The sequence below is a fragment of the Luteimicrobium xylanilyticum genome (genome assembly GCF_009429125.1).
Classification (GTDB): Bacteria; Actinomycetota; Actinomycetes; order Actinomycetales; family Cellulomonadaceae; genus Luteimicrobium; species Luteimicrobium xylanilyticum.
Genome location: NZ_CP045529.1, coordinates 3,551,352 through 3,570,497, shown reverse-complemented (window position 1 = coordinate 3,570,497; position 19,146 = coordinate 3,551,352). Strand labels below are relative to the sequence as shown.

14 protein-coding genes are annotated in these 19,146 nt (G+C 73.1%); 6 read left to right on the top strand and 8 right to left on the bottom strand.

The window, feature by feature from the left end; translation table 11 throughout:
* Positions 1–2: 2 nt before the first annotated feature.
* Positions 3–455 (bottom strand): carboxymuconolactone decarboxylase family protein, encoded by a 453-nt coding sequence (locus KDY119_RS15855; protein WP_036947502.1) that lies wholly within the window; start codon positions 453–455, stop codon positions 3–5.
* 88 nt (positions 456–543) lie between these two features.
* Here KDY119_RS15855 and KDY119_RS15850 point away from each other — a divergent pair, with 88 nt between their 5' ends.
* Positions 544–1,566 carry a sigma-70 family RNA polymerase sigma factor gene (locus tag KDY119_RS15850; RefSeq protein ID WP_051136314.1) on the top strand — a complete coding sequence of 341 codons (1,023 nt, stop codon included), beginning with the start codon at positions 544–546 and terminating at the stop codon, positions 1,564–1,566.
* On the opposite strand, the gene KDY119_RS15845 is transcribed toward KDY119_RS15850, so the two are convergent.
* Positions 1,553–2,458: an SDR family oxidoreductase gene (locus KDY119_RS15845; RefSeq protein WP_036947501.1), complete on the bottom strand. Its 906-nt coding sequence runs from the start codon at positions 2,456–2,458 to the stop codon at positions 1,553–1,555. The two genes, KDY119_RS15850 and KDY119_RS15845, sit on opposite strands and share 14 nt — an antisense overlap.
* 105 nt (positions 2,459–2,563) lie before the next feature.
* On the opposite strand from KDY119_RS15845, the gene KDY119_RS15840 reads away from it, so the two are divergent.
* Positions 2,564–3,133, top strand: coding sequence for a TetR/AcrR family transcriptional regulator (locus tag KDY119_RS15840; RefSeq protein ID WP_036947500.1), 570 nt, complete (start codon positions 2,564–2,566; stop codon positions 3,131–3,133).
* A gap of 120 nt (positions 3,134–3,253) precedes the next feature.
* Positions 3,254–4,471 carry a cation:proton antiporter gene (locus KDY119_RS15835; protein ID WP_153022527.1) on the top strand — a complete coding sequence of 406 codons (1,218 nt, stop codon included), beginning with the start codon at positions 3,254–3,256 and terminating at the stop codon, positions 4,469–4,471.
* Between the two features lie 14 nt (positions 4,472–4,485).
* Here KDY119_RS15835 and KDY119_RS15830 read toward each other — a convergent pair whose 3' ends face one another.
* From KDY119_RS15830 to KDY119_RS15815, 4 genes are read right to left on the bottom strand one after another with little or no spacing between them, the layout of a single operon-like run.
* Complete coding sequence (locus tag KDY119_RS15830) at positions 4,486–5,295, bottom strand: LutC/YkgG family protein (protein ID WP_227994384.1); 810 nt, start codon at positions 5,293–5,295, stop codon at positions 4,486–4,488.
* On the bottom strand, positions 5,292–6,767 hold the full coding sequence (locus KDY119_RS15825; protein ID WP_036947497.1) for a LutB/LldF family L-lactate oxidation iron-sulfur protein: 1,476 nt from the start codon (positions 6,765–6,767) through the stop codon (positions 5,292–5,294). Before KDY119_RS15825 ends, KDY119_RS15830 begins: the two co-directional genes overlap by 4 nt.
* Entirely contained in the window at positions 6,764–7,540 is a 777-nt protein-coding gene (locus KDY119_RS15820; RefSeq protein ID WP_036947496.1) for a (Fe-S)-binding protein, read from the bottom strand. Before KDY119_RS15820 ends, KDY119_RS15825 begins: the two co-directional genes overlap by 4 nt.
* The gene (locus KDY119_RS15815; RefSeq protein ID WP_036947495.1) at positions 7,506–10,508 is read right to left on the bottom strand and encodes a carbohydrate binding domain-containing protein; all 3,003 of its coding nucleotides are present in this window, start codon (positions 10,506–10,508) and stop codon (positions 7,506–7,508) included. The genes KDY119_RS15820 and KDY119_RS15815 overlap by 35 nt, the downstream gene beginning before the upstream one ends.
* 232 nt (positions 10,509–10,740) lie before the next feature.
* Between KDY119_RS15815 and purL the strand changes: the two genes are divergently transcribed.
* Together purL and KDY119_RS15805 are read left to right on the top strand one after the other, a co-directional pair.
* Complete coding sequence (purL, locus tag KDY119_RS15810) at positions 10,741–13,164, top strand: phosphoribosylformylglycinamidine synthase subunit PurL (protein WP_083890658.1); 2,424 nt, start codon at positions 10,741–10,743, stop codon at positions 13,162–13,164.
* A gap of 43 nt (positions 13,165–13,207) precedes the next feature.
* The gene (locus KDY119_RS15805; RefSeq protein ID WP_153022526.1) at positions 13,208–14,287 is read left to right on the top strand and encodes a hypothetical protein; all 1,080 of its coding nucleotides are present in this window, start codon (positions 13,208–13,210) and stop codon (positions 14,285–14,287) included.
* A gap of 83 nt (positions 14,288–14,370) precedes the next feature.
* Here KDY119_RS15805 and KDY119_RS15800 read toward each other — a convergent pair whose 3' ends face one another.
* Positions 14,371–16,470, bottom strand: a complete 2,100-nt coding sequence (locus tag KDY119_RS15800; protein ID WP_083890657.1) for a S53 family peptidase — start codon at positions 16,468–16,470, stop codon at positions 14,371–14,373.
* A 164-nt stretch (positions 16,471–16,634) separates the two neighbouring features.
* On the opposite strand from KDY119_RS15800, the gene KDY119_RS15795 reads away from it, so the two are divergent.
* Positions 16,635–17,618 carry a TrmB family transcriptional regulator sugar-binding domain-containing protein gene (locus tag KDY119_RS15795; protein WP_051136312.1) on the top strand — a complete coding sequence of 328 codons (984 nt, stop codon included), beginning with the start codon at positions 16,635–16,637 and terminating at the stop codon, positions 17,616–17,618.
* 8 nt (positions 17,619–17,626) lie between these two features.
* On the opposite strand, the gene KDY119_RS15790 is transcribed toward KDY119_RS15795, so the two are convergent.
* A complete protein-coding gene (locus KDY119_RS15790) occupies positions 17,627–19,069 on the bottom strand; it encodes a DHA2 family efflux MFS transporter permease subunit (RefSeq protein WP_036947493.1) in 1,443 nt (480 codons plus the stop codon).
* Between the last annotated feature and the right edge of the window lie 77 nt (positions 19,070–19,146).

The following is a 19,146-nucleotide window of genomic DNA, read 5'->3' as shown; positions in this document are numbered from 1 at the left end:
CCTCACCAGGTCCCGGGGACCTGCTTCACCGTGACGTTGAGGCGGTTGTAGAAATTCGTCGTCGCGACCCACAGGACGATCGCGGCGAGCTGCTCCTCGGACCAGTGCTTCTCGGCCTCCGCCCAGATCGCGTCGTCGACGGCGTCCGGACGGTCCGCGATCCGGGTCATCGCCTCGGCGAGCGCGAGCGCCGCCCGCTGGGGGTCGGAGAACACGGTGGCCTCGCGCCACCCCGGCAGCACGGCGTACTTCTCGAAGCCGGTGCCCGCCTTCTCGATCGAACGGCGGGCGAAGTCGAGGCACCACCCGCACCCGTTGATCTGGCTGACGCGGAAGTGGAGGAGCTCGAGGGTCTCGTCGTCGACCCCCTTGTCGCGGGGGATCTGGCCCAGCGTCGGCAGGACGGTCTGCGCGTCGGGGAAGTACGAGGCAGGGTTCTTCATGCGAGCGGTCATCGGGTGCTCCTCGGTTCGGACCCGTCGGTCACGTCGGGTCGGGCGTGTTCGTCATCCCTTCGACGCACCCCGGCGAAAGGATGTGACAGTGACTTCACGGTCGACTTCTCCGACCTCGGCGGCGGGCCCCGACCGCCCCGACGACGACTGGCTCGCCCAGCAGTTCGAGGCCCAGCGCGGCCGCCTGCGAGCCGTCGCCACCCGCATGCTGGGCGACGGCGCCGAAGCCGAGGACGCCGTCCAGGAAGCCTGGTTCCGGCTCCAGCGCACCGGCGGCGACGCGATCGACAACCTCTCGGGCTGGCTCACGACCGTCGTCTCGCGCGTGTGCCTCGACCACCTCCGTTCCCGCGCGGCACGCCGCGAGGACGCCTGGGCGCCCGTCGAGGAGACCGCGGCGGTACGCCCGGACGCGACCGCCCCCGAACCGGAGGGTGCCGCGCTCGAGGCCGACGCCGTCGGGGCGGCCCTGCAGGTCGTCCTCGACACGCTGGCGCCCGCCGAGCGGCTGGCGTTCGTCCTGCACGACCTGTTCGGGGTGCCGTTCGAGCAGATCGCGCCCATCGTCGAGCGGACGCCGGAAGCGACGCGCCAGCTCGCGTCGCGCGCACGCCGGCGCGTCCGGGGCTCGGCGTTCGCGTCCGGTGAGGCTGCGGTCGGGCCCGACGGCGTCGAGCACGTCGAGGCGCCGACCCTGCCCGCCGACCGGGCTCGCCAGCGTGAGGTCGTCGAGGCCTTCCTCGCCGCCTCGCGCGAGGGCCGCTTCGAGGACCTGCTCCAGGTGCTCGACCCCGACGTCGTCCTGCACGCCGATCCCGTCGCAGTCGAGGCGACCGCCCGCGTCGTGGCTCAGGGGCTGCCCGCCCCGGTGCTCTCCGCCGAGGCGCACGGCGCGTTCGCGGTCGCGACGGCGTTCGTCGGGCGGGCGCTCGCGGCCCGGGTCGCACTGATCGACGGCGAGGTCGGGGCGGCGTTCGTCTTCCAGGGCCAGGTGCGGTCCACGTTCGCGGTCCGGGTGCGCGACGACCGCGTCGTCGCGGTCGACGTGTGCGGCGACCCCGTGGCGCTCGCCGCGAAGGACGTGGTGCTGCTCGAGGTCACCCCGCGGTGAAGTAGTCGCCGTCGTCGAGGTCCGTGAGCAGCGTCGGGTGGCTCGGGGCCCAGCCGAGCAGCTCCTGCGTGTGCGTGCTCGACGCCGGTGCGTCGGTGCCGTAGACGGTCGCCATGAACGGGTTGTCGAAGTGCCGAGCCGCGTCCACCGGGTCCACCGACCGCACGGGGATCCCGAGCCTCTCGCCGATCTTCTCGGCGATGCTCCGGAACGGCACGGCCGGTTCGCCGACGCCGTGCAGGACCGCCCCGGCGGGTGCGGCCTCGAGGGCGAGCCGGTAGAGGACGGCGGCGTCGAGTCGGTGGACGGCGGGCCAGCGGTTCGCGCCGTCCCCGACGTAGACGGAGGCCCCGGCGCGTCGCGCCGTCTCGATGAGCATCGGCACGAAGCCGTGGTCTCTGGGGCCGTGGACGGTAGGGGCGAGGCGGACCACGACCGAGCGCACGCCGTCCGCGGCAAGGTCGAGGCACGCTCGCTCGCCGTCACGCCGCAGCCCGGCCACGGCGTCGGCGCTCGCGGGGTCGCTCTCGACGCCGACGCGGCCGGCGGGCAGGACCAGCGTCCCGGAGGTGACGACCAGCGGCTTGCCCGTGCCGGAGAGAGGCCCGCCGAGCGCCCGGATCGCGGCGACGTCGCGCCGCGTCATGGCCGAGGGGTCGCTGAAGTCGCCTCCGAAGGCCAGGTGGACCACACCGTCGGCCCGTGCGGCGCCGGCCGAGAGCGTGTCGAGGTCGTCGAGCGACCCGAGCCAGGGTGTCGCGCCCAGTGCTGAGAGCCGGGCTGCGGCGGCGTCGGACCGCGCGAGCCCGGTGACGCGGTGGCCGGCGCCGACGAGCTCGGAGACGATCGCGGGTCCGGTCTGCCCTGTCCCGCCGGTGACGAAGACGTGCATGCGTGCTCCTTGGTGAGGATCAGATCAACGTAGTGTCATTGAGTGACACTACACGTAGGGTCACTGAGTGACGCAAAGATGCTTCGAGTCGAGTACGCTGCCGGGATGCCCCGAAGCGGTGCCGCAGCGCGCGACCGGCTCGAGCGTGCGGCGCTCGAGCTCTATGACGAACAGGGCTACGACCGGACCACCGCCGCCGACATCGCCGTGCGCGCCGGGGTGACGGCGCGCACCTTCTTCCGGCACTTCGCCGACAAGCGCGAGGTCCTCTTCCACATCGAGGCGGACCTCCAGGACGAGATGTCGCGGGCGCTCGCGGCCGTCCCGGACGACGTCCCGCCGCTCGCCGTGATGCTTCAGGCGTTTCGCTCGATGGGCCCGGGGCTCGAGGCGAACCGGCGGCTCGCCGAGGCCCGGCACCGCGTCATCGCCGCGACCCCCGCGCTCCGTGAGCGCGAGCTGGCCAAGGCTGCCGGGATGGCTGCCGTCGTCGCCGAGGCACTCCGGGCGCGAGGGCAGTCCGAGTGGCGCGCCACCCTGTTCGCCGAGGTCGGCACCGCAGTGCTCGGGCATGCCGTCCACGCCTGGGCAGGCGACCCGTCCGCCGACTACGACGACCTGGTCGTCCGCGGGTTCGCCGCGCTGCGCGAGCTCGCGGAACCCCGCCCCGCCTGACGGGCGACGTTCGTCGCTGCCTGCTGCTCGCTGCCCGTTGCCCGCTGCGGCGCCGCGCCGGGCGCGATACGTTCGCGACGACCTCCCCGACGCTCCGGGAGGTCGGAGCGGAGGGCACCGGTGGACCACGAAGCGTGGACGCTCGTCCTGTTCGCGCTCTGCGCGGCGCTCGCCCCGCTGCTCGCGCGCGGGGTGCGACGGTTCGCGCCCGTTCCCGTCGTGGTCTTCGAGATCCTGCTCGGGCTGCTCGTCGGGCCCGCGCTGCTCGGCTGGGCGACGCCCACCGGCTTCACGGACCGGCTCTCGGACTTCGGCCTCGCGATGCTCTTCTTCCTCGCCGGGCACGAGATCGACGTCGCGGGGATCCGTGGGAGGCCGCTGCGCCGCGCGGTCGGGGGCTGGCTCGTGTCGCTCGTGGTGGGCGTCGGGCTCGGCGTCCTGCTCGCGTCGACGCCCGTGGCCGGGGTGTTCGTCGGGATCGCGCTCACGTCGACCGCGCTCGGCACGATCCTCCCCGTCATCAGCGACGCCGGGGAGCTCGGGACCCCGTTCGGTCGTGCCGTGAGCGCCGTCGGGGCCGTCGGCGAGTTCGGCCCGCTGATCGCGATCTCGATCTTCCTCAGCGGGCGGCAGCCCGGGAAGGCGACCGTCGTCCTGCTGGTCTTCGTGGTGCTGGCCGCGGCCGCCGTCTGGCTGGCGGTCCGGACGCCGCACGCGCGCGTGCACCGCGCGATCGAGGCGACCCTGCACACGAGCGGGCAGTTCGCGGTCCGCCTCGTCATGCTCGTCGTGGCCGTGCTCGTGGCCATCAGCATCTGGCTCGGTCTCGACATGCTCCTCGGCGCCTTCGTCGCCGGGCTCGTCCTCAAGGCGCTCATGCGGGACGCGGCCGACCCGCTCGTCGAGCAGGTCGACGCCAAGATCGAGGCCGTCGGCTACGGGTTCCTCGTGCCCATCTTCTTCGTGTCGACGGGGGTCACGTTCGACCTCGACGCGCTCGTCGGCTCCGGCTTCGCGCTCGCCGGGCTGCCCGTGTTCCTCGCGCTGTTCCTGGTCGTCCGCGGGATCCCCGGCTCGTTCGCGGCGCCCACCGGCGCGACACGGCGCGACCGCGTGTCCCTCGCGTTCTTCTCTGCCACCGCACTGCCGATCATCGTCGCGGTCACGAACATCGGGCGGGATGCCGGCGACCTGTCGAGCGCGACCGCGACCTCGCTCGTCGGCGCGGGCCTCCTGTCCGTCCTGCTCTTCCCGCTCGTCGCGCTCGCCCTGCGTGGCGGACGGCGCGACGTCGAGGAAGGCGTCGTCGAGACCACGGAGGTCCCGGAGGAGGCCTGACCCCGCCGGCGGGTTCAGGCGAGGATCACGTGCAGCTTCCGCGGGCCGTGCACGCCCTCGACGCGCTCGAGCTCGATGTCGCTCGTGGCGCTGGGGCCGCTGATCCAGGTCTGCGGGCGGTCGGGGTGCTCGGCCAGCAGGCGCACCGCCTCCGGGACGAGCTGCACGACCTGCTCGACCCGCACGACGCAGACGTGCAGGTCCGGGACCAGGGACACCGCCCGCCGCCCCTGGTCGGGCTCGCCGTCGAGGACGATCGTGCCCGTCTCGGCGATCGCGACCCGGCACGCGGTGACGACCCCCAGGGACCGGTCGAGCTCGGCGGGGGACAGGGGGGCGTCGCGCGAGTCCGTGCGCACCGTCAGCCCCTCGGGGAGCTCCGTGAGCCACGCGGGGGCGAGGCCGTCGGGAACGACGAGCGCGGCGTCATCGAGCCCGTCGGCGCGGGCCGCGGCGACGATCTCCCCGACGAGGCGTGCGATGCGCGCGGCCCGGGCGTCACCGTCGGCGCCGCGGGCGTCACCCTCGGCGGAGGCGTGGTGGACGGTCGCCTTGTAGTCGACGAGCCGGTCCTCCAGCAGCGCGACGACCTCCGGGCTGCCCGCCACCAGCTCGCCCGACGCGCGGTACGCCCGGGGGACGGGGACGTCGCCCACCGGGCCGCCGTCGTCGGGCACGGGGGCGGGCCCGGGGCGGGGGCGCCCGTCGCGCTCGGGCAGCCCGTCGGGCGTGCCGGACCGCTCTCCCGCCGGGGGGAGCTCGCCCGACGACGGCGCCGCGAGCGCCGCCCGGACGCGAGCCAGGACCTCGTCGCGCGCGCTCACCGGTTCTCCTTCCACCAGCGCCGGAACGACTGCTTCGGGGGTGCGGGCAGGTCGCGCGAGCCCGTCCACAGCGACCCGGGGAACGGGAGCGAGCGGATCTGCCCGTCGCGCGCGACCACGCGCCCGGCCGCGGACGCCTTCTCCGCCATCCCCATGCGGCGCCCGTCGGACATGACCCAGGCGGCGGCCTTCATGGCGGCGCCCCAGCCGGTGGGGCGGTGGCGGTCGTGGTCCTCGTCGACGTCGCGGGCCCGCAGGTGCACGAGCAGGGACGGGATGTCGATCTTCACGGGGCAGACCTCGTAGCACGCCCCGCACAGGGTGGACGCGTAGGGGAGCGTGGCGTTGGGGTCGTCGTGGGACTGCACGCCGGTGAGCTGCGGGGTGAGGATCGCGCCGATCGGGCCGGGGTAGACGGACTGGTAGGCGTGCCCGCCGACCCGCTCGTACACGGGGCACACGTTGAGGCACGCGGAGCAGCGGATGCAGCGCAGGGCGTCGCGGCCGACGTCGTCGGCGAGGGCGCGGGTGCGGCCGTTGTCGAGGAGGACGAGGTGGAACTCCTGCGGCCCGTCGCCGGGCGTGACCCCGGTCCACAGCGAGGTGTAGGGGTTCATCCGCTCGCCTGTCGAGGAGCGGGGCAGGAGCTGGAGGAACACCTCGAGGTCCTCGAAGGAGGGCACGAGCTTCTCGATCCCCATCACCGTGATCAGGGTCTCCGGGAGTGTCAGGCACATGCGGCCGTTGCCCTCGGACTCGACGACGGCGAGGGTGCCCGTGTCCGCGACGGCGAAGTTCGCGCCGCTCACGGCGGCCTTCGCGGACAGGAACTTGCGGCGCAGGTGCAGGCGCGCGGCCTCGGCGAGCGCGGCCGGGTCGTCGGTGAGGTGCGCGGGCGCGTCGCCCATGCGTTCGAGGAAGATCTCACGGATCTCGGCCCGGTTGCGGTGGATCGCCGGCACGAGGATGTGGGACGGCTGGTCGTCGGCGAGCTGGACGATGAGCTCGGCGAGGTCCGTCTCGAAGGCCGCGATCCCCTCGGAGGCGAGGTGCTCGTCGAGCCCGATCTCCTGCGTGGCCATGGACTTGACCTTGACGACCTCGTCGGCCTGCTTGGCGCGCACGAGGTCGGTGACGATCGCGTTCGCCTCCGCGGCGTCCCGCGCCCAGTGCACGACGCCGCCCCGTGCGGTCACGTTCTCCTCGAGCCGCTCCAGGAGCTCGGGCAGGTGGGTGAGGGTGTGCGCCTTGAGGGCGGCACCGGCGTCGCGCAGCTCCTCCCAGTCGGGCACCTCGCCGACGACGCGCGCCCGCTTGTCCCGGATGGTCGACGTCGCGTGGCCGAGGTTGCGGCGGAGCTGGGCGTCGTCGAGGGACTCGCGGGCCGCCGTCGGGAACGGGTCGCCCCAGCGCAGCGGCTCGCGCGGGTGGGGGACGCCGAGGAACACGGGGTTCGTGGGGGTCGTGGTCATGCCGCTACCCCGACAACCTCGGCCGGCTCGTCGACCGTGGACGCGAGGATCTCGGCGAGGTGCATGATCCGGACCCCGGCGCGCAGCCGCGAGAGGCCGCCACCGATGTGCATGAGGCACGAGTAGTCGCCGGCCGTGAGGACCTCCGCCTCGGTCGACTTCACCGCGGTCACCTTGTCGGCGAGCATCGCCGTCGACGTCGGGGCGTTCTTCAGCGCGAACGTCCCGCCGAAGCCGCAGCAGCTCTCGGCGCCCGGCAGCTCGACGAGGTCGATGCCGCCGACCTCCCGCAGCAGCCGCAGCGGCTTGTCGCCCACGTGGATCATGCGCAGCGAGTGGCAGGTCGGGTGGTAGGTGACGCGGTGGGGGAAGTGGGCGCCGACGTCGGTCACGCCGAGCACGTCGACGAGCAGCTCGGACAGCTCGTACGTGTGCCGGGAGACCGCGTCGGCCCGGCGGGCGAGCGCCTCGTCCCCGGCGCGCCGGCACACCATGGCCTGCTGGTGCCGGACGGCCCCGGTGCAGGACCCCGACGGCAGCACGACCGCGTCGAACTCACCGTCGAGCACCGGCTCGAACGCGCGCACGTGGTTGCGGACCACCGGGTACGCCTCCTCGAGGTAGCCGGTGTTCACGTGCATCTGCCCGCAGCACGCCTGGCCCGGCGGGAACACCACCTCGTGACCGAGCCGTTCGAGCAGGCGGGCCGTGGCCTGCGGGGCCTGGGGGAAGAGGGCGTCACCGATGCAGGTGGCGGCGAGCGCGATGCGCATGGGGGGCTGGCTCCTTCGACGAGTTGTTCCCCAGTCTTGGACGTACCGGCGGTCGGCGCGCGTCGGGGTGGCCGGGCGCGGCCCGACCACCCCGACGCGACAGGACCGTGTCAGCCCCGGGAGACCTGGAAGGACACCCGTGCGGCCGCGCGGGCAGCCACGTCCGGTCGCCCGCCTGGCGGGCGACGACGGTGCACGTGCCGGAGCGCAGGAGCCGCACGGCGGACCGGCCCTGGGCGACGCACGCGCCGTGCGCCTCGAGGGTCACCCGCAGGCCCGACGACGCCGCGGCGGTCACGGGGACCGTCCGGTCCGAGTGCACGGCGTCGGCGATCGGGTCGACGGTGATCGTCTGCGGGAGCCGGACCGTGCGCGCGGGCAGCACGGTGACCCGGGCGGCGTGCGTGCGGACCGTGCCGCCGGCGTTCGTCCCGACGGCGCGGTAGCGCGCGGCCGACCGGGCATTCACGTCTCGCAGCGTGAGCCACGTCGACGTCGCGCCGGGCACGTCCCGCCAGCGGCCGGCGCGCTGCACCTGCCACGGGACGGTCGGCGCGCCGTTGCCGGAGAACTCGGCCCGCAGGTCGACGTCGTCGCCGGTGCGCACGCGGGTGGCCGCGGGCTGGACCGTGACCGCGGGCGCGGAGGCCGCCGTCGTGAGCGTGAGGTCGTCGCAGCCGGCCTCGGCCGAGCCGCCCGGCTGGTAGCAGTAGACGGTCACGCTGGTCTCGTCGCCGGTCGTGAACGTGGTCGCGACGTGCTGGAGCTCGCCGCTCGCCGTGGGGCTCGCGTAGTGCTCGTACGGGTTCGCGCCCGTGTTCTTGACGCCCAGGCGGACGTCGTCGTCGGCGGACGTCGCGTGCGTGACGACCCAGCCCGCGAGCGTGTACGTCGTGCGGGGCTGCACGGCGACGTTCTGCTCGGCGGAGCCCCGCCCGGTGATGGAGAGCCGGAGCTGGCCGGACGTGGCGTCGGACGTGGTCCGGCTCGTGTTCCAGCTCGACCAGGGCGTGTTCGAGCGCGACTCGAACGACCCGTCGACGAGCGCGTCGTCGAGGCGCTGGACGGTGAGCCGGGCGCAGGCGCCCTTCGTGCCCGTGCACTCCACGGTCACGGGGGTCGCGTCGGAGGCGGTCCGCAGGACGAGCGCGACGGGGGTCTTCCCGGATGTGGCGTCCGACGTCGCGGTCGCGGTCTGGACCGCTCCCGTCCGGTTGCGCACGGTCAGCGTGGCGTCGTCGCTCACCGTGCCGCCGAGCTGCAGCGTCGCGTTCGCGGGGACGGTCAGGGTGTCGTCCGTCCCGGCCGCGAGCCGGGTCGCGAGGCCCGTGCAGTCGGCGTCGTCGAAGGACGAGTACTGGTAGGCGCCGACGTCGGGCGCGCACGTCGTCGGGGTCGCGTCGCCGAACAGGTCGGTTCCCGGTGTGGTCGTCTCGATCGGGACGCCGGCCTTCGTGAGGGCGGCGTCGCGGATCTTGAACCGGTCGAGACCGCTGCCGTCCGCGAGCGGGAGCGGGGAGCCGAGGGTCGTGTTGTCGCCCGGCGGCCACGTGCTGCCCGGCCCCGCGAAGACGTTGTTGCGCCAGACGACGACGTTCTTGCTGTTCGTGGAGGCGTCGGTCACGGGCCGGTCGCTGATGACGAGGTTGTTGGCGACGAGCATGTTCGTGCCGAGCGTCGAGTCGGTGAAGAGCTGCTGGCCGTCGGCGTCGGGCACGACGATCGTGTTGTTGTAGAACGCGGAGTCGGTGGCGCCGGCGAGGGAGCCGACGCGCATCGCGTCGTTCTCCGAGACGTTGTAGCGGAAGGTCACGTCGCTGGCCCACGCGCTGCCGACCGGGAGCCACGACGCGCACCCGCAGAACAGCATCATGCCGCCGGCGTTGTCGTGGCTGTAGTTGTTCTGGAACACCGTCCCGCGGGTCCCGTAGTCGGCGTCGAACGCGGTTCCGTCGTTGTTGTCGGAGAGCTTCTTGACGTCGTAGACCTCGTTGCCCTGGAAGACGGTGTCGTCCGCGTTCCAGGCCCAGACGCCGGCGTTGCTCTTGTTGGGCCGGTTCGCCACGTCGGAGACGACGTTGCCCTCGACGAGCGCGCCCTTGTTCATCTGGACGACGATGCCGTCGCCGCCGACGTCGTCGACGCGGTTGTCGCGGATGACGAGGCCCGTCCAGGGCACCCAGGGCAGCCCGGTCTGGTCGGCGGTGCTGCACCCGTCCCAGCCGACCTCGCGGCGGCACTTCCAGGCGGTCGACATGTTGATGCCGGAGCGGTTGACGTGCTCGACGGTGTTGTCCGCGATCACGACGTCGTCGAACCAGGTCTTCACGCGATTGGCGGGGTCGGTGTTCGCGGAGACCTCGAGCTGGATGCCGCCCGAGCCGCCGAGGTCCTTGACGCCCTCGCCGTAGACGTCGTGGATGTCGAGGCCCTCGAGCCGGATGTGTCGGACCTCCCCGACGTCCTCCGCGGACACGACGACGCCGCGGCGGCGCTCGGTGTACCGGGTGGCGGGGTCCGCGTCGGCGTTGGTGATCTCGAGGTGGCGGAGCTCCCAGTAGGACTGGTCGTGGAGCGACACCGTGGCGTCGACGCCGCCCCCGGCGATCTTCGGCAGCCCGGCGGACGCGGGGCCGTAGGCGTCGACGACGATCGGGCGGCCGTCCGCGCCGGAGCCCTGGGGGGAGAGCACGCCGTCGCACGTCGCCCCGCGGCGCAGCAGCAGGGTGTCGCCCGGCCCGAACGTGTGCGCGTCGACGGTGTCGAGGCTGTTCCAGGGGTGCCGCAGCGTGCCGTCGCCGTCGGTTCCGGCGCTGCAGTCGAGGTAGGAGGTCGTGCCGGATGCGTGCGCCTGGGCGACGGCCGGCTGGGCGGACGCCGGGACCGTCGGGAGGAGCGCGGTGCCGGCGAGGACGGTGGCCGCGAGGCCCAGTCCTGCTGCGCGGCGCCATTGCCGTCGTGTCGTCACGGGGTGTTCCCTTCTGAGAGCGATCACCCGATGATGACGTAAACATCCGACGTGTGCAAGGAGGTCGGGGCACGGGTGCGGGTACCCGTGCCCGCGCGAGCCCGACGACGCGCTGTCCCGGCGGGTCGGCGAGGGGCGGGCCGCCGGACAGGCAGCGGTTCGCCTCCGAGGGGCGCCGGTAGACTCGGGTGGGCGCCGCTCCGGCCCCGCCCCACTCCACCCGAGGGAACCGATGACTGCCCCCACCGAGCACCCGGCGTCCGACGTGCCCGCCCACGTCCCGCCCCGTGACGACGTCCTCGAGCGCGACGAGCAGACCTCCGGCACCGACACCGTCGAGCGCGCCGCCGCGACGCCCGACGAGGCGCAGCCGTACGCCGAGCTCGGCCTCAAGCCGGACGAGTACCAGCGCATCCGCGACATCCTGGGGCGCCGCCCCACGGCCGCCGAGCTCGCCATGTACTCGGTCATGTGGTCGGAGCACTGCTCGTACAAGTCGTCGAAGGTGCACCTGTCGAAGTTCGGCAAGGCCACGACCGACGAGATGAAGGAGCACCTCCTCGTCGGGATCGGGGAGAACGCGGGCGTCGTCGACATCGGCGACGGCTGGGCCGTGACCTTCAAGGTCGAGTCGCACAACCACCCGAGCTTCGTGGAGCCGTACCAGGGTGCCGCGACGGGCGTGGGCGGCATCGTCCGCGACATCATCTCGATGGGCGCGCGCCCCGTGGCGGTCATGGACCAGCTCCGGTTCGGCGACGTCGACCACCCGGACACGGCGCGCGTCGTGCACGGCGTCGTGTCGGGCGTCGGCGGGTACGGGAACTCCCTCGGCCTGCCGAACATCGGCGGCGAGCTCGTGTTCGACGCGTCCTACCAGGGCAACCCGCTCGTCAACGCCCTGTGCGTGGGCGTGCTGCGCCACGAGGACATCCATCTCGCCAACGCGACCGGCGTCGGGAACAAGGTCGTGCTCTTCGGGGCGCGCACGGGCGGCGACGGCATCGGCGGCGCCTCGATCCTCGCGTCCGAGACGTTCGAGGACGGCGTCCCCGCCAAGCGCCCGAGCGTCCAGGTGGGCGACCCCTTCATGGAGAAGGTCCTCATCGAGTGCTGCCTCGAGCTGTTCCAGGCGCACGTCGTCGAGGGCATCCAGGACCTGGGCGCCGCGGGCATCTCGTGCGCCACGTCCGAGCTCGCGTCCAACGGCGACGGCGGCATGCACGTCTGGCTCGACGACGTCCTCCTGCGCGACCCCACGCTCACCGCGGGCGAGATCCTCATGTCGGAGTCGCAGGAGCGGATGATGGCCGTCGTCACGCCGGACAAGCTCGACGCGTTCCTCGCGATCACGGGCAAGTGGGACGTCGAGTCCTCGGTCGTCGGCGAGGTCAACGACTCCGGCCGTCTCACCATCGACCACCACGGCGAGCGCATCGTCGACGTCGACCCGCGCACGGTCGCGCACGAGGGCCCCGTCTACGAACGCCCGTACGCGCGCCCCGCCTGGCAGGACGGGCTCGCCGCCGACACCCTCTCGTCGTCCGCCGCGCAGCAGCACTACCCGCGCCCCACGTCCGGCGACGAGCTGCGCCGCACCGCGCTCAAGCTCCTCGCGAGCCCGAACCTCGCGTCCAAGACGTGGGTCACCGACCAGTACGACCGGTTCGTCCAGGGCAACACGGCGCTCGCCCAGCCCGACGACGCCGGCGTGGTCCGCGTGGACGAGGAGACCGGGCTCGGAGTCGCGATCGCGACCGACGCGAACGGCCGCTACGCCAAGCTCGACCCGCGCACCGGCGCGAAGCTCGCGCTCGCCGAGGCCTACCGGAACGTCGCGGCGTCGGGCGCGCGCCCGCTCGCGGTGACCGACTGCCTCAACTTCGGCTCGCCCGAGGACCCCGACTCGATGTGGCAGCTCGTCGAGGCGATCGAGGGCCTGGCCGACGCGTGCCGCGAGCTCGGCGTCCCCGTGACCGGCGGCAACGTCTCGCTCTACAACGGCACGGGCGAGCCCGGCCAGATCGACTCGTCGATCCACCCCACCCCGGTGGTCGGCGTGCTCGGCGTGCTCGACGACGTCGCCCGCGTCACGCCGTCGGGCTGGCGCACCCCGGGCGAGACGGTCTACCTGCTCGGCACCACGCGCGCGGAGCTCGACGGGTCCGCGTGGGCCGACGTCGCGTACGCCCACCTCGGCGGCGTCCCGCCGCAGGTCGACCTCGCGGCCGAGAAGGCGCTCGCGGGCGTGCTCGTCCAGGGCGCTCGCGACGAGTTCGTCGAGGCCGCGCACGACCTGTCCGAGGGAGGCCTCGTCCAGGGCCTGCTCGAGGCGAGCCTGCGCTTCGGCGTCGGGGCCCGCGTGTCGCTGGACGCGCTGTGCGAGCGCGACGGCGTGACGCCGTTCGAGGCGTTGTTCTCCGAGTCCACCGGCCGGGCGCTGGTCGCCGTGCCCCGCGGCGAGGAGCAGCGGCTCGTCGACGCGTGCACCGCGCGCGGTGTCGCGGTCCTCAAGCTCGGCGTCGTCGGCTCGGCCGAGCCCGAGTCGGGGGCCGGTGACGCGGAGGAGTCGCTCGTCGTCGACGGGTTGTTCACCGTGCCGCTCACCGAGGCGCGCGAGGCGTTCGAGGGTACGCTTCCACGCATCTTCGGCTGAGAGCGGCACGTCGGTCCTGACGGCGAGCAGCGAGGAGCTGGTCATGGGGCTGTTCAGCAGGCGGCGACCCGCCGATCCGTCGTCCTGGAGCGAGCTGTGGGAGGCGCTCGGACCGCTCGGTGGGAGCCTCGAGCCGGACGACGTCCAGCGGTGGGGCGACGTCCTCGCGACGTCTCCGCCCGCGTTCGTCGAGGCGGCGTCCGAGCAGCTCGGGTACGCGTACCGGCTCCTCGGGACGGAGGAGCACGCCCGCCGGATCGGGCCTGGGGCCTTCGAGGGGACGGCGCGGCCGTTCGCACGGGCGCGGTTCGGGCGCGTGGTCGACGCGGTCGTGGTGTCGGGCGCCGAGGCCGTGGCCGAGGTCACGGTGAGCCCGGCGGCGATCGCCGGCTTCGCTGCAGGCGTGCCCGTCGTGGATCCCCGTGCGTCCGCCGAAGACGAGGCGGTGCCGCTCGCGGTCGAGCTGCTGCGTGCGCACGACCGGGCCCGCTTCGAGCGCGGCGGCGAGCTGCGAGCGCCTCGTTCGCCGGGGCGCGCCGTGCTGTCGCCCACCGCGCTCGACGGCGCCGCGCTGCGCCGCTGGCCGAGCCTCGCGGGCCGGGTCCCGGGGCGGGCATGGGCAGGGATCGCCGACCCGGAGGTGCCCTGGCTCGAGGTGGACGCTGCGGAGGTGGACACGGCGGAGGTGGGCGCGCCGGCCGTCGAGGCGCTCGACCCCGCTCCGTCCGACCTCGGCGGGGTGCAGCTCGGCAGGGTGGACGGCTGGGCGCACGCGGGCGTGGTCGCGGCGGGCCGTCTCCTCCTCGCGCTCGGTTCCGAGATCCCCGGCCAAGGAGCGGGTGTGACGCCGGTCTCGCTGGTGCGGTTGACCCCGGAGGTTCCGCCGGTCCGCCTCGCGGCGGACCGGCGCGCGGCGGACCCCGACGTCGAGCCCGAGGTGCAGCAGTGGGGCGAGGTGCTCGAGGTGCCCGTGCCGCTCGACCCGGCTGACGTCGCACGGGCGAGCCACGTGTGCGAGCGCGCCGACCTGCTGGTGCGGGCGTGCTCGCGCCGGCTCCTCGACGTCCCGCTCGTCGCGACGCCCGAGAACCGGCCGACCCTCACGCGGCTCGCGGGGCGATGACGCCCGCCTGCCGCACTCCGAGCACGGGAACGGCCGCCCCTCCCAGATCTGGGCGGGGCGGCCGCTCCGGCGGGTCGGGCGTGCTACTTCGTGGTGGTCTTGCTGGCCGTGGGGTTCGGGAGCGTGTGCGTGTAGATCTGCACCGCCTGGACGAGCAGACCGTTCGGGCGTCCGAGGCCCGTGACCGGGTCCCAGCCGTCGAGCGTCTTCAGGGACGAGTCCTGGTCCCAGGTCCGGACGTAGTAGTCGAAGCCGTCCGTCGGGTCGGTCTGGTTGGCGTAGTAGGTGATGACGGTGCCCTTGGTCGTGCTGGGCTCGATGTCGTAGTACGCCTCGCGATCGATCTTGTACAGCAGCGGGTTCGCGAACCCGAGCCGCTTGCCGGTGGCCTCCGTCACCTGCGCGAGCTTCCCGGCGATGAGCGGGGCAGCGAGGCTCGTGCCGCCCACGCGGAACTCGCCGTAGCGGACCGTGCTCCCGAACGTCTGGGTCTGGCCGACCAGCATGCCGGTCGCCGGGTCGGCGACGTTCGCCACGTCGGGGACGGCGCGGCCGGTGCCGAGGCTCGACGGCACGGTGCCCTGCTGGTAGTCGGGCTGGGCGAACAGGTTGGAGAACCCGCCGCCGGCACCGTAGAGGAAGCCGCGATCCTCCCACTTCTTCTGGTTGCTGCTGAGGACCGCGACGTTGTTGCCCCAGCCGGTCTCGGCCTTGTTGAGCCCGATGCCGTACCCCAGGCCGATCGACGTGCCGCCCACCGACGTGATGTAGGGGTCGGAAGCGGGGTACTCGACGGTCTTCACCCCGAGGTCGGCGACCTCGTCCCCGTTGTCGCCGGAGCTGAAGACGAACGTCTGACCCTGCATCGCGCCCTGCAGGAACACCTGCTCATAGGCCAGGACGTCGTCCAGACCGGTGTAGATCTCGTAGGCGCCCCACGAGTTGCTGACGACGTCGGCCTTGTCGTCGTCGACGACGGTCCCGAGCGTGTCGAGAAGACCGGTGACGCAGTCGGCGGCGGCGTAGTAGCGGATCTTCGCCGACGGCCGCATGGCGTGCACGGCCTCGACGTCCAGGGTCTGCTCGGTGGTCCAGTCGGACGCCCCGCAGGCCGTCTCGTTCGCGAAGCCGGAGGTCGGCAGCACCTGGGAGTACTGGCCCGAGGTGAGCTTCGGGATGCCGTACGTCGTGGAGTACGTGTTGAGGTCCTTCTTCATCGTGTCGGACGCGTACGCGTCGACGATCGCGATGGTCTGGCCGGCACCCGCGGTCGAGAACTCGCCGCCGATCCCGGTGTACAGCTGCATCCCCGTGTAGCCGCAGGACGCGTAGTTGAGCAGCTGGCTCTTGTACTTGGGCAGCTTCGTCTTGTAGTCGGCCTGGAACTTCGCGGGCAGCTGGTTCCAATAGGTGCTGCAGGGCTTGGCGGTGACGGTCCCTTCGGGTGGGTCGATCTTCGAGGCCTTCGCGCTGCGTGTCGTGGCCTGCGACAGCAGGGTCGACGGGCTGACCGTCTTCGCCTTCTTGCCGGAGGCCTCCTGCGCGTCGGTGAGGTGGTCGGTGTGGGCCGCGTCGACCGTGGTGTCGAGGCCGGTCACCGTGAGGATGCTCGAACCGAGAGCTGCGGGAACCTTGGCCGCCGTCGACGGTGCGACGACCTGCTGACCGTCGTGGGTGTAGTTGCGGAGCGTGACGCCGAAGGCCTTGTCGAGCTCGGTCCGGCTTCCGGACGCGGTCACGTAGCGACGGTGGGGGCCCGCGCCTGCGACCGTGAGGCCCTTGCTCTTGAGGTAGCGCGTCACCTTCTTCTCGGCGGCCTGGGTCGGCTCGTAGTGGGCACGGTACTGGGCTGCCGTGAGGTACGAGCGGTACGACGCGGACGTCGGGTCCGAGACGGCCGAGACCGCGGACTTCAGGGCGTCCAGGCCGCCCTTCGGCGCCAGGTAGACGCGAACCTGCTGGGCGCTCTCCACCGAGCGCTGGGCGGTCGACGGGCTCGCCGTCACCTTGGCACGTGCGAGCCAGTTCGGCTTCGTGCCGTCGATCGTCGTCAGGGTGGTGGACGAGGTGGAGGCGGACGCGGAGGCCAGCCCCACGGGTACCGCAGCGAGACCGAGGCCGGTGGCGGCAGCGAGGGCTGCGGCCGTGGCGCGGGCTCGCCGGGATGGGTGGGCTGTTGTCATGACAAATCCTTCCTAGGGAGGACGGATGGTGCGGACGGGACCCGACGGCGCTGTCGCGTTGCTGGCAGACGCTAGCCAGTTCGGCCGCCGTTCCCGGCCAGATGCCTGATCTGGACGGAGAATGTTGCTCGGAGGCATCGGGCTGCTCGACGGGAAGGAGCAGGATGGGCGACGTGACTCGGCAGGAGATGTGGACGCTCCTCGGCCTCGAGGAGGTCGACGAGCTGGTCTATCGGGCGCTGCTCGAGCACCCTGGCCGCATGCCGACGGACGTCGCGGCGCGCGCCGAGGTCTCGTTCGAGGAGTTCGACCGGTCCGCGGCGACGCTCGTCGGGCTCAGGCTCGTGCGCCGTGTCGACGACAGGTTGGAGGCGCTCGAGCCGCGGGCCGCGCTGACGGCGCTCGCCCGCCAGCGCCAGTCCGTGCTGGACCAGGTCGGCGACGTCGCCCAAGACCTCGGGATGACGTTCGGTGCGGCGCGGCTGAAGGCCGACCCCGCGACGTTGTTCCAGGTGCTCCGTGGCCGTGACGAGATCGTTCAGCGGCACATCGAGCTGGTCCAGGCTGCGACCTCCTCGATCTGGGTCACGGCGACCCCGCCCTTCATCACGGGCACGGACGAGGCGACGGACGCGGTCGTGCAGGCAGCGCTGCGCCGCGGGGTGCGGATCCGCGTCGTCTACGACACGAGCGCGCTGCGCGACCCCGTCATCTACGAGTACCTCGCCGAGAGCGCGGGGCGCGGCGAGCAGACGCGGGTGCGTCCGGACCTGCGGACACGCTTGATCCTCGTCGACGAGGGGACGGCCATGGTGCCCGTCGTCCCGGAGACCGAGCGGTCGGACCCGCGCGCCGTCGTGATCGCCCGGTCGTCGGTCACGCAGGCGCTCTGCGAGCTGTTCGAGTACCACTGGGCGCAGGCCGAGCCGCTCCACGAGCACGGGGACCGTGGTCAGCGGAGCGACGGCGCGGTCGACCGCGAGCTGCTCGTGCTCCTTGCCAACGGTCTGACGGACCAGGTGATAGCGCACCGCCTGGGCTGCAGCGAGCGCACCCTGCGCCGCAGGATCGCCGAGCTGTCGACACAGCTCGCGGCGACGAGCAGGTTCCAGCTGGGCGCGAGCGCAGCCCGTCGCGGGTTGCTCTGAGCTCGGGCTCAGAGCCTTCGGCGGCCCGGCAGGATCGTCGCCGGGACGAGCGCGACGAGCGTCAGGACGATCGCGCACCAGAACGCACCCCGGAAGGCCTGGGTCGCGCCGTCGTCGAGCATGGCCTGGAGCGCGACCGCGACGATCGCGGTGCCGAACGACGCGCCGACCTGCTGGGTGATGCGCGTGTTCATGGTGGCGTGCGGGATGTCGGCGCGGGGCACGTCCTGGTAGGCGACGGACATGGGCGGGATGATGACCGCGCCGATCCCGATGCCGCGGACGAAGAGCACAGCCCCGAGCCACCACAGGCTCGTGCCGGGCCCGGCGACGGCGAAGGGGACCGTGGCGGCCGCGGTGAGCAGGAAGCTGCCGGCGGTCACGGCGCGGGCGCCGAACCGGTCCACGAGCCCGCCGGCGAGGAACCGCGCGAGCAGCGCCCCGATGCCCTGCGGGATGAGGAGCAGCCCGGCCGCGAGCACGCTCTCGCCGCGGAGCTGCTGGTAGTAGAGCGGCAGCAGGAACATCGCGGCGTACATGGCGGCGCCCGCTGTGAACAGGACGGCGGACGCGCCGCCGAGGGACCGCAGGCGCAGGAGCCGGACGTCGACGACGGGTTGGCGCGACCCCGGCCGCAGCGCCCGGGCCACGAACGCGACGAGGAGGACGAGCCCCGCCCCGAGCGGCACGAGGACGCCCGGGTGCCACAGGCCGCCGTCCTGGGCGAGCTGGGAGAGCCCGAGCAGGACGCCGGTGAGCGCGGGGGCGAGCAGGACGAGCCCGACGGCGTCCAGCCGGGGACGGGGTGCGGAGGCGGAGGGGCGGTCGTCGGGCAGGAACCTCCACGCGAGGACGAGCCCGACGGCGACCAGGGGGACATTGACGAGGAACAGCCAGCGCCAGCTCAGCCAGTTGAGGATCAGCCCGCCGATCACGGGGCCGAGGATCGGTCCGAGGGCGAGGGGCATGCTGACGGCGGCCATGAGACGCGTGCTCGCCCTCCCGTCGGCCGCACGGACGGCGAGCGTCTGCATCAGGGGGAAGATCAGCCCCCCGCCGAACCCCTGGACGGCACGGAACGTGATCAGGCTCGCGTCGTCCCAGGCGGCCGCGCAGAGCACGGAGCCGGCGACGAAGACGAGGAGCGCGACCATCCAGACCCGCTTGCCGCCCCACCGGGCCTCCGCCCAGCCGGTGACCGGGATCGCGACGGCCATCGCGAGCAGGTAGGCGGTGGTGACCCACTGGATGGTCGTGGTCGACGAGTCGAGGTCCACGGCGAGGGTGTGGATCGCGAGCGTGACCATCGTCGAGTCGAGGATCGCGGCGATGCCGCCGACGACGAGGGCGAGCAGGGCGTTGCGGACGGCGGGTGCGATCGCGGTGCTGGGAGCGGATGCTCCGGGCGGCACCGGGGCCGTCGTGGTCGACGTGGTGTCGGGGTGGGTCATCGCCCGCCTCCTCTTTAAGAGTTGAATCCGTCTCTTAGGAGAGTAGGTCCACTTGATAAGGAATGCAAGCCTCTCTA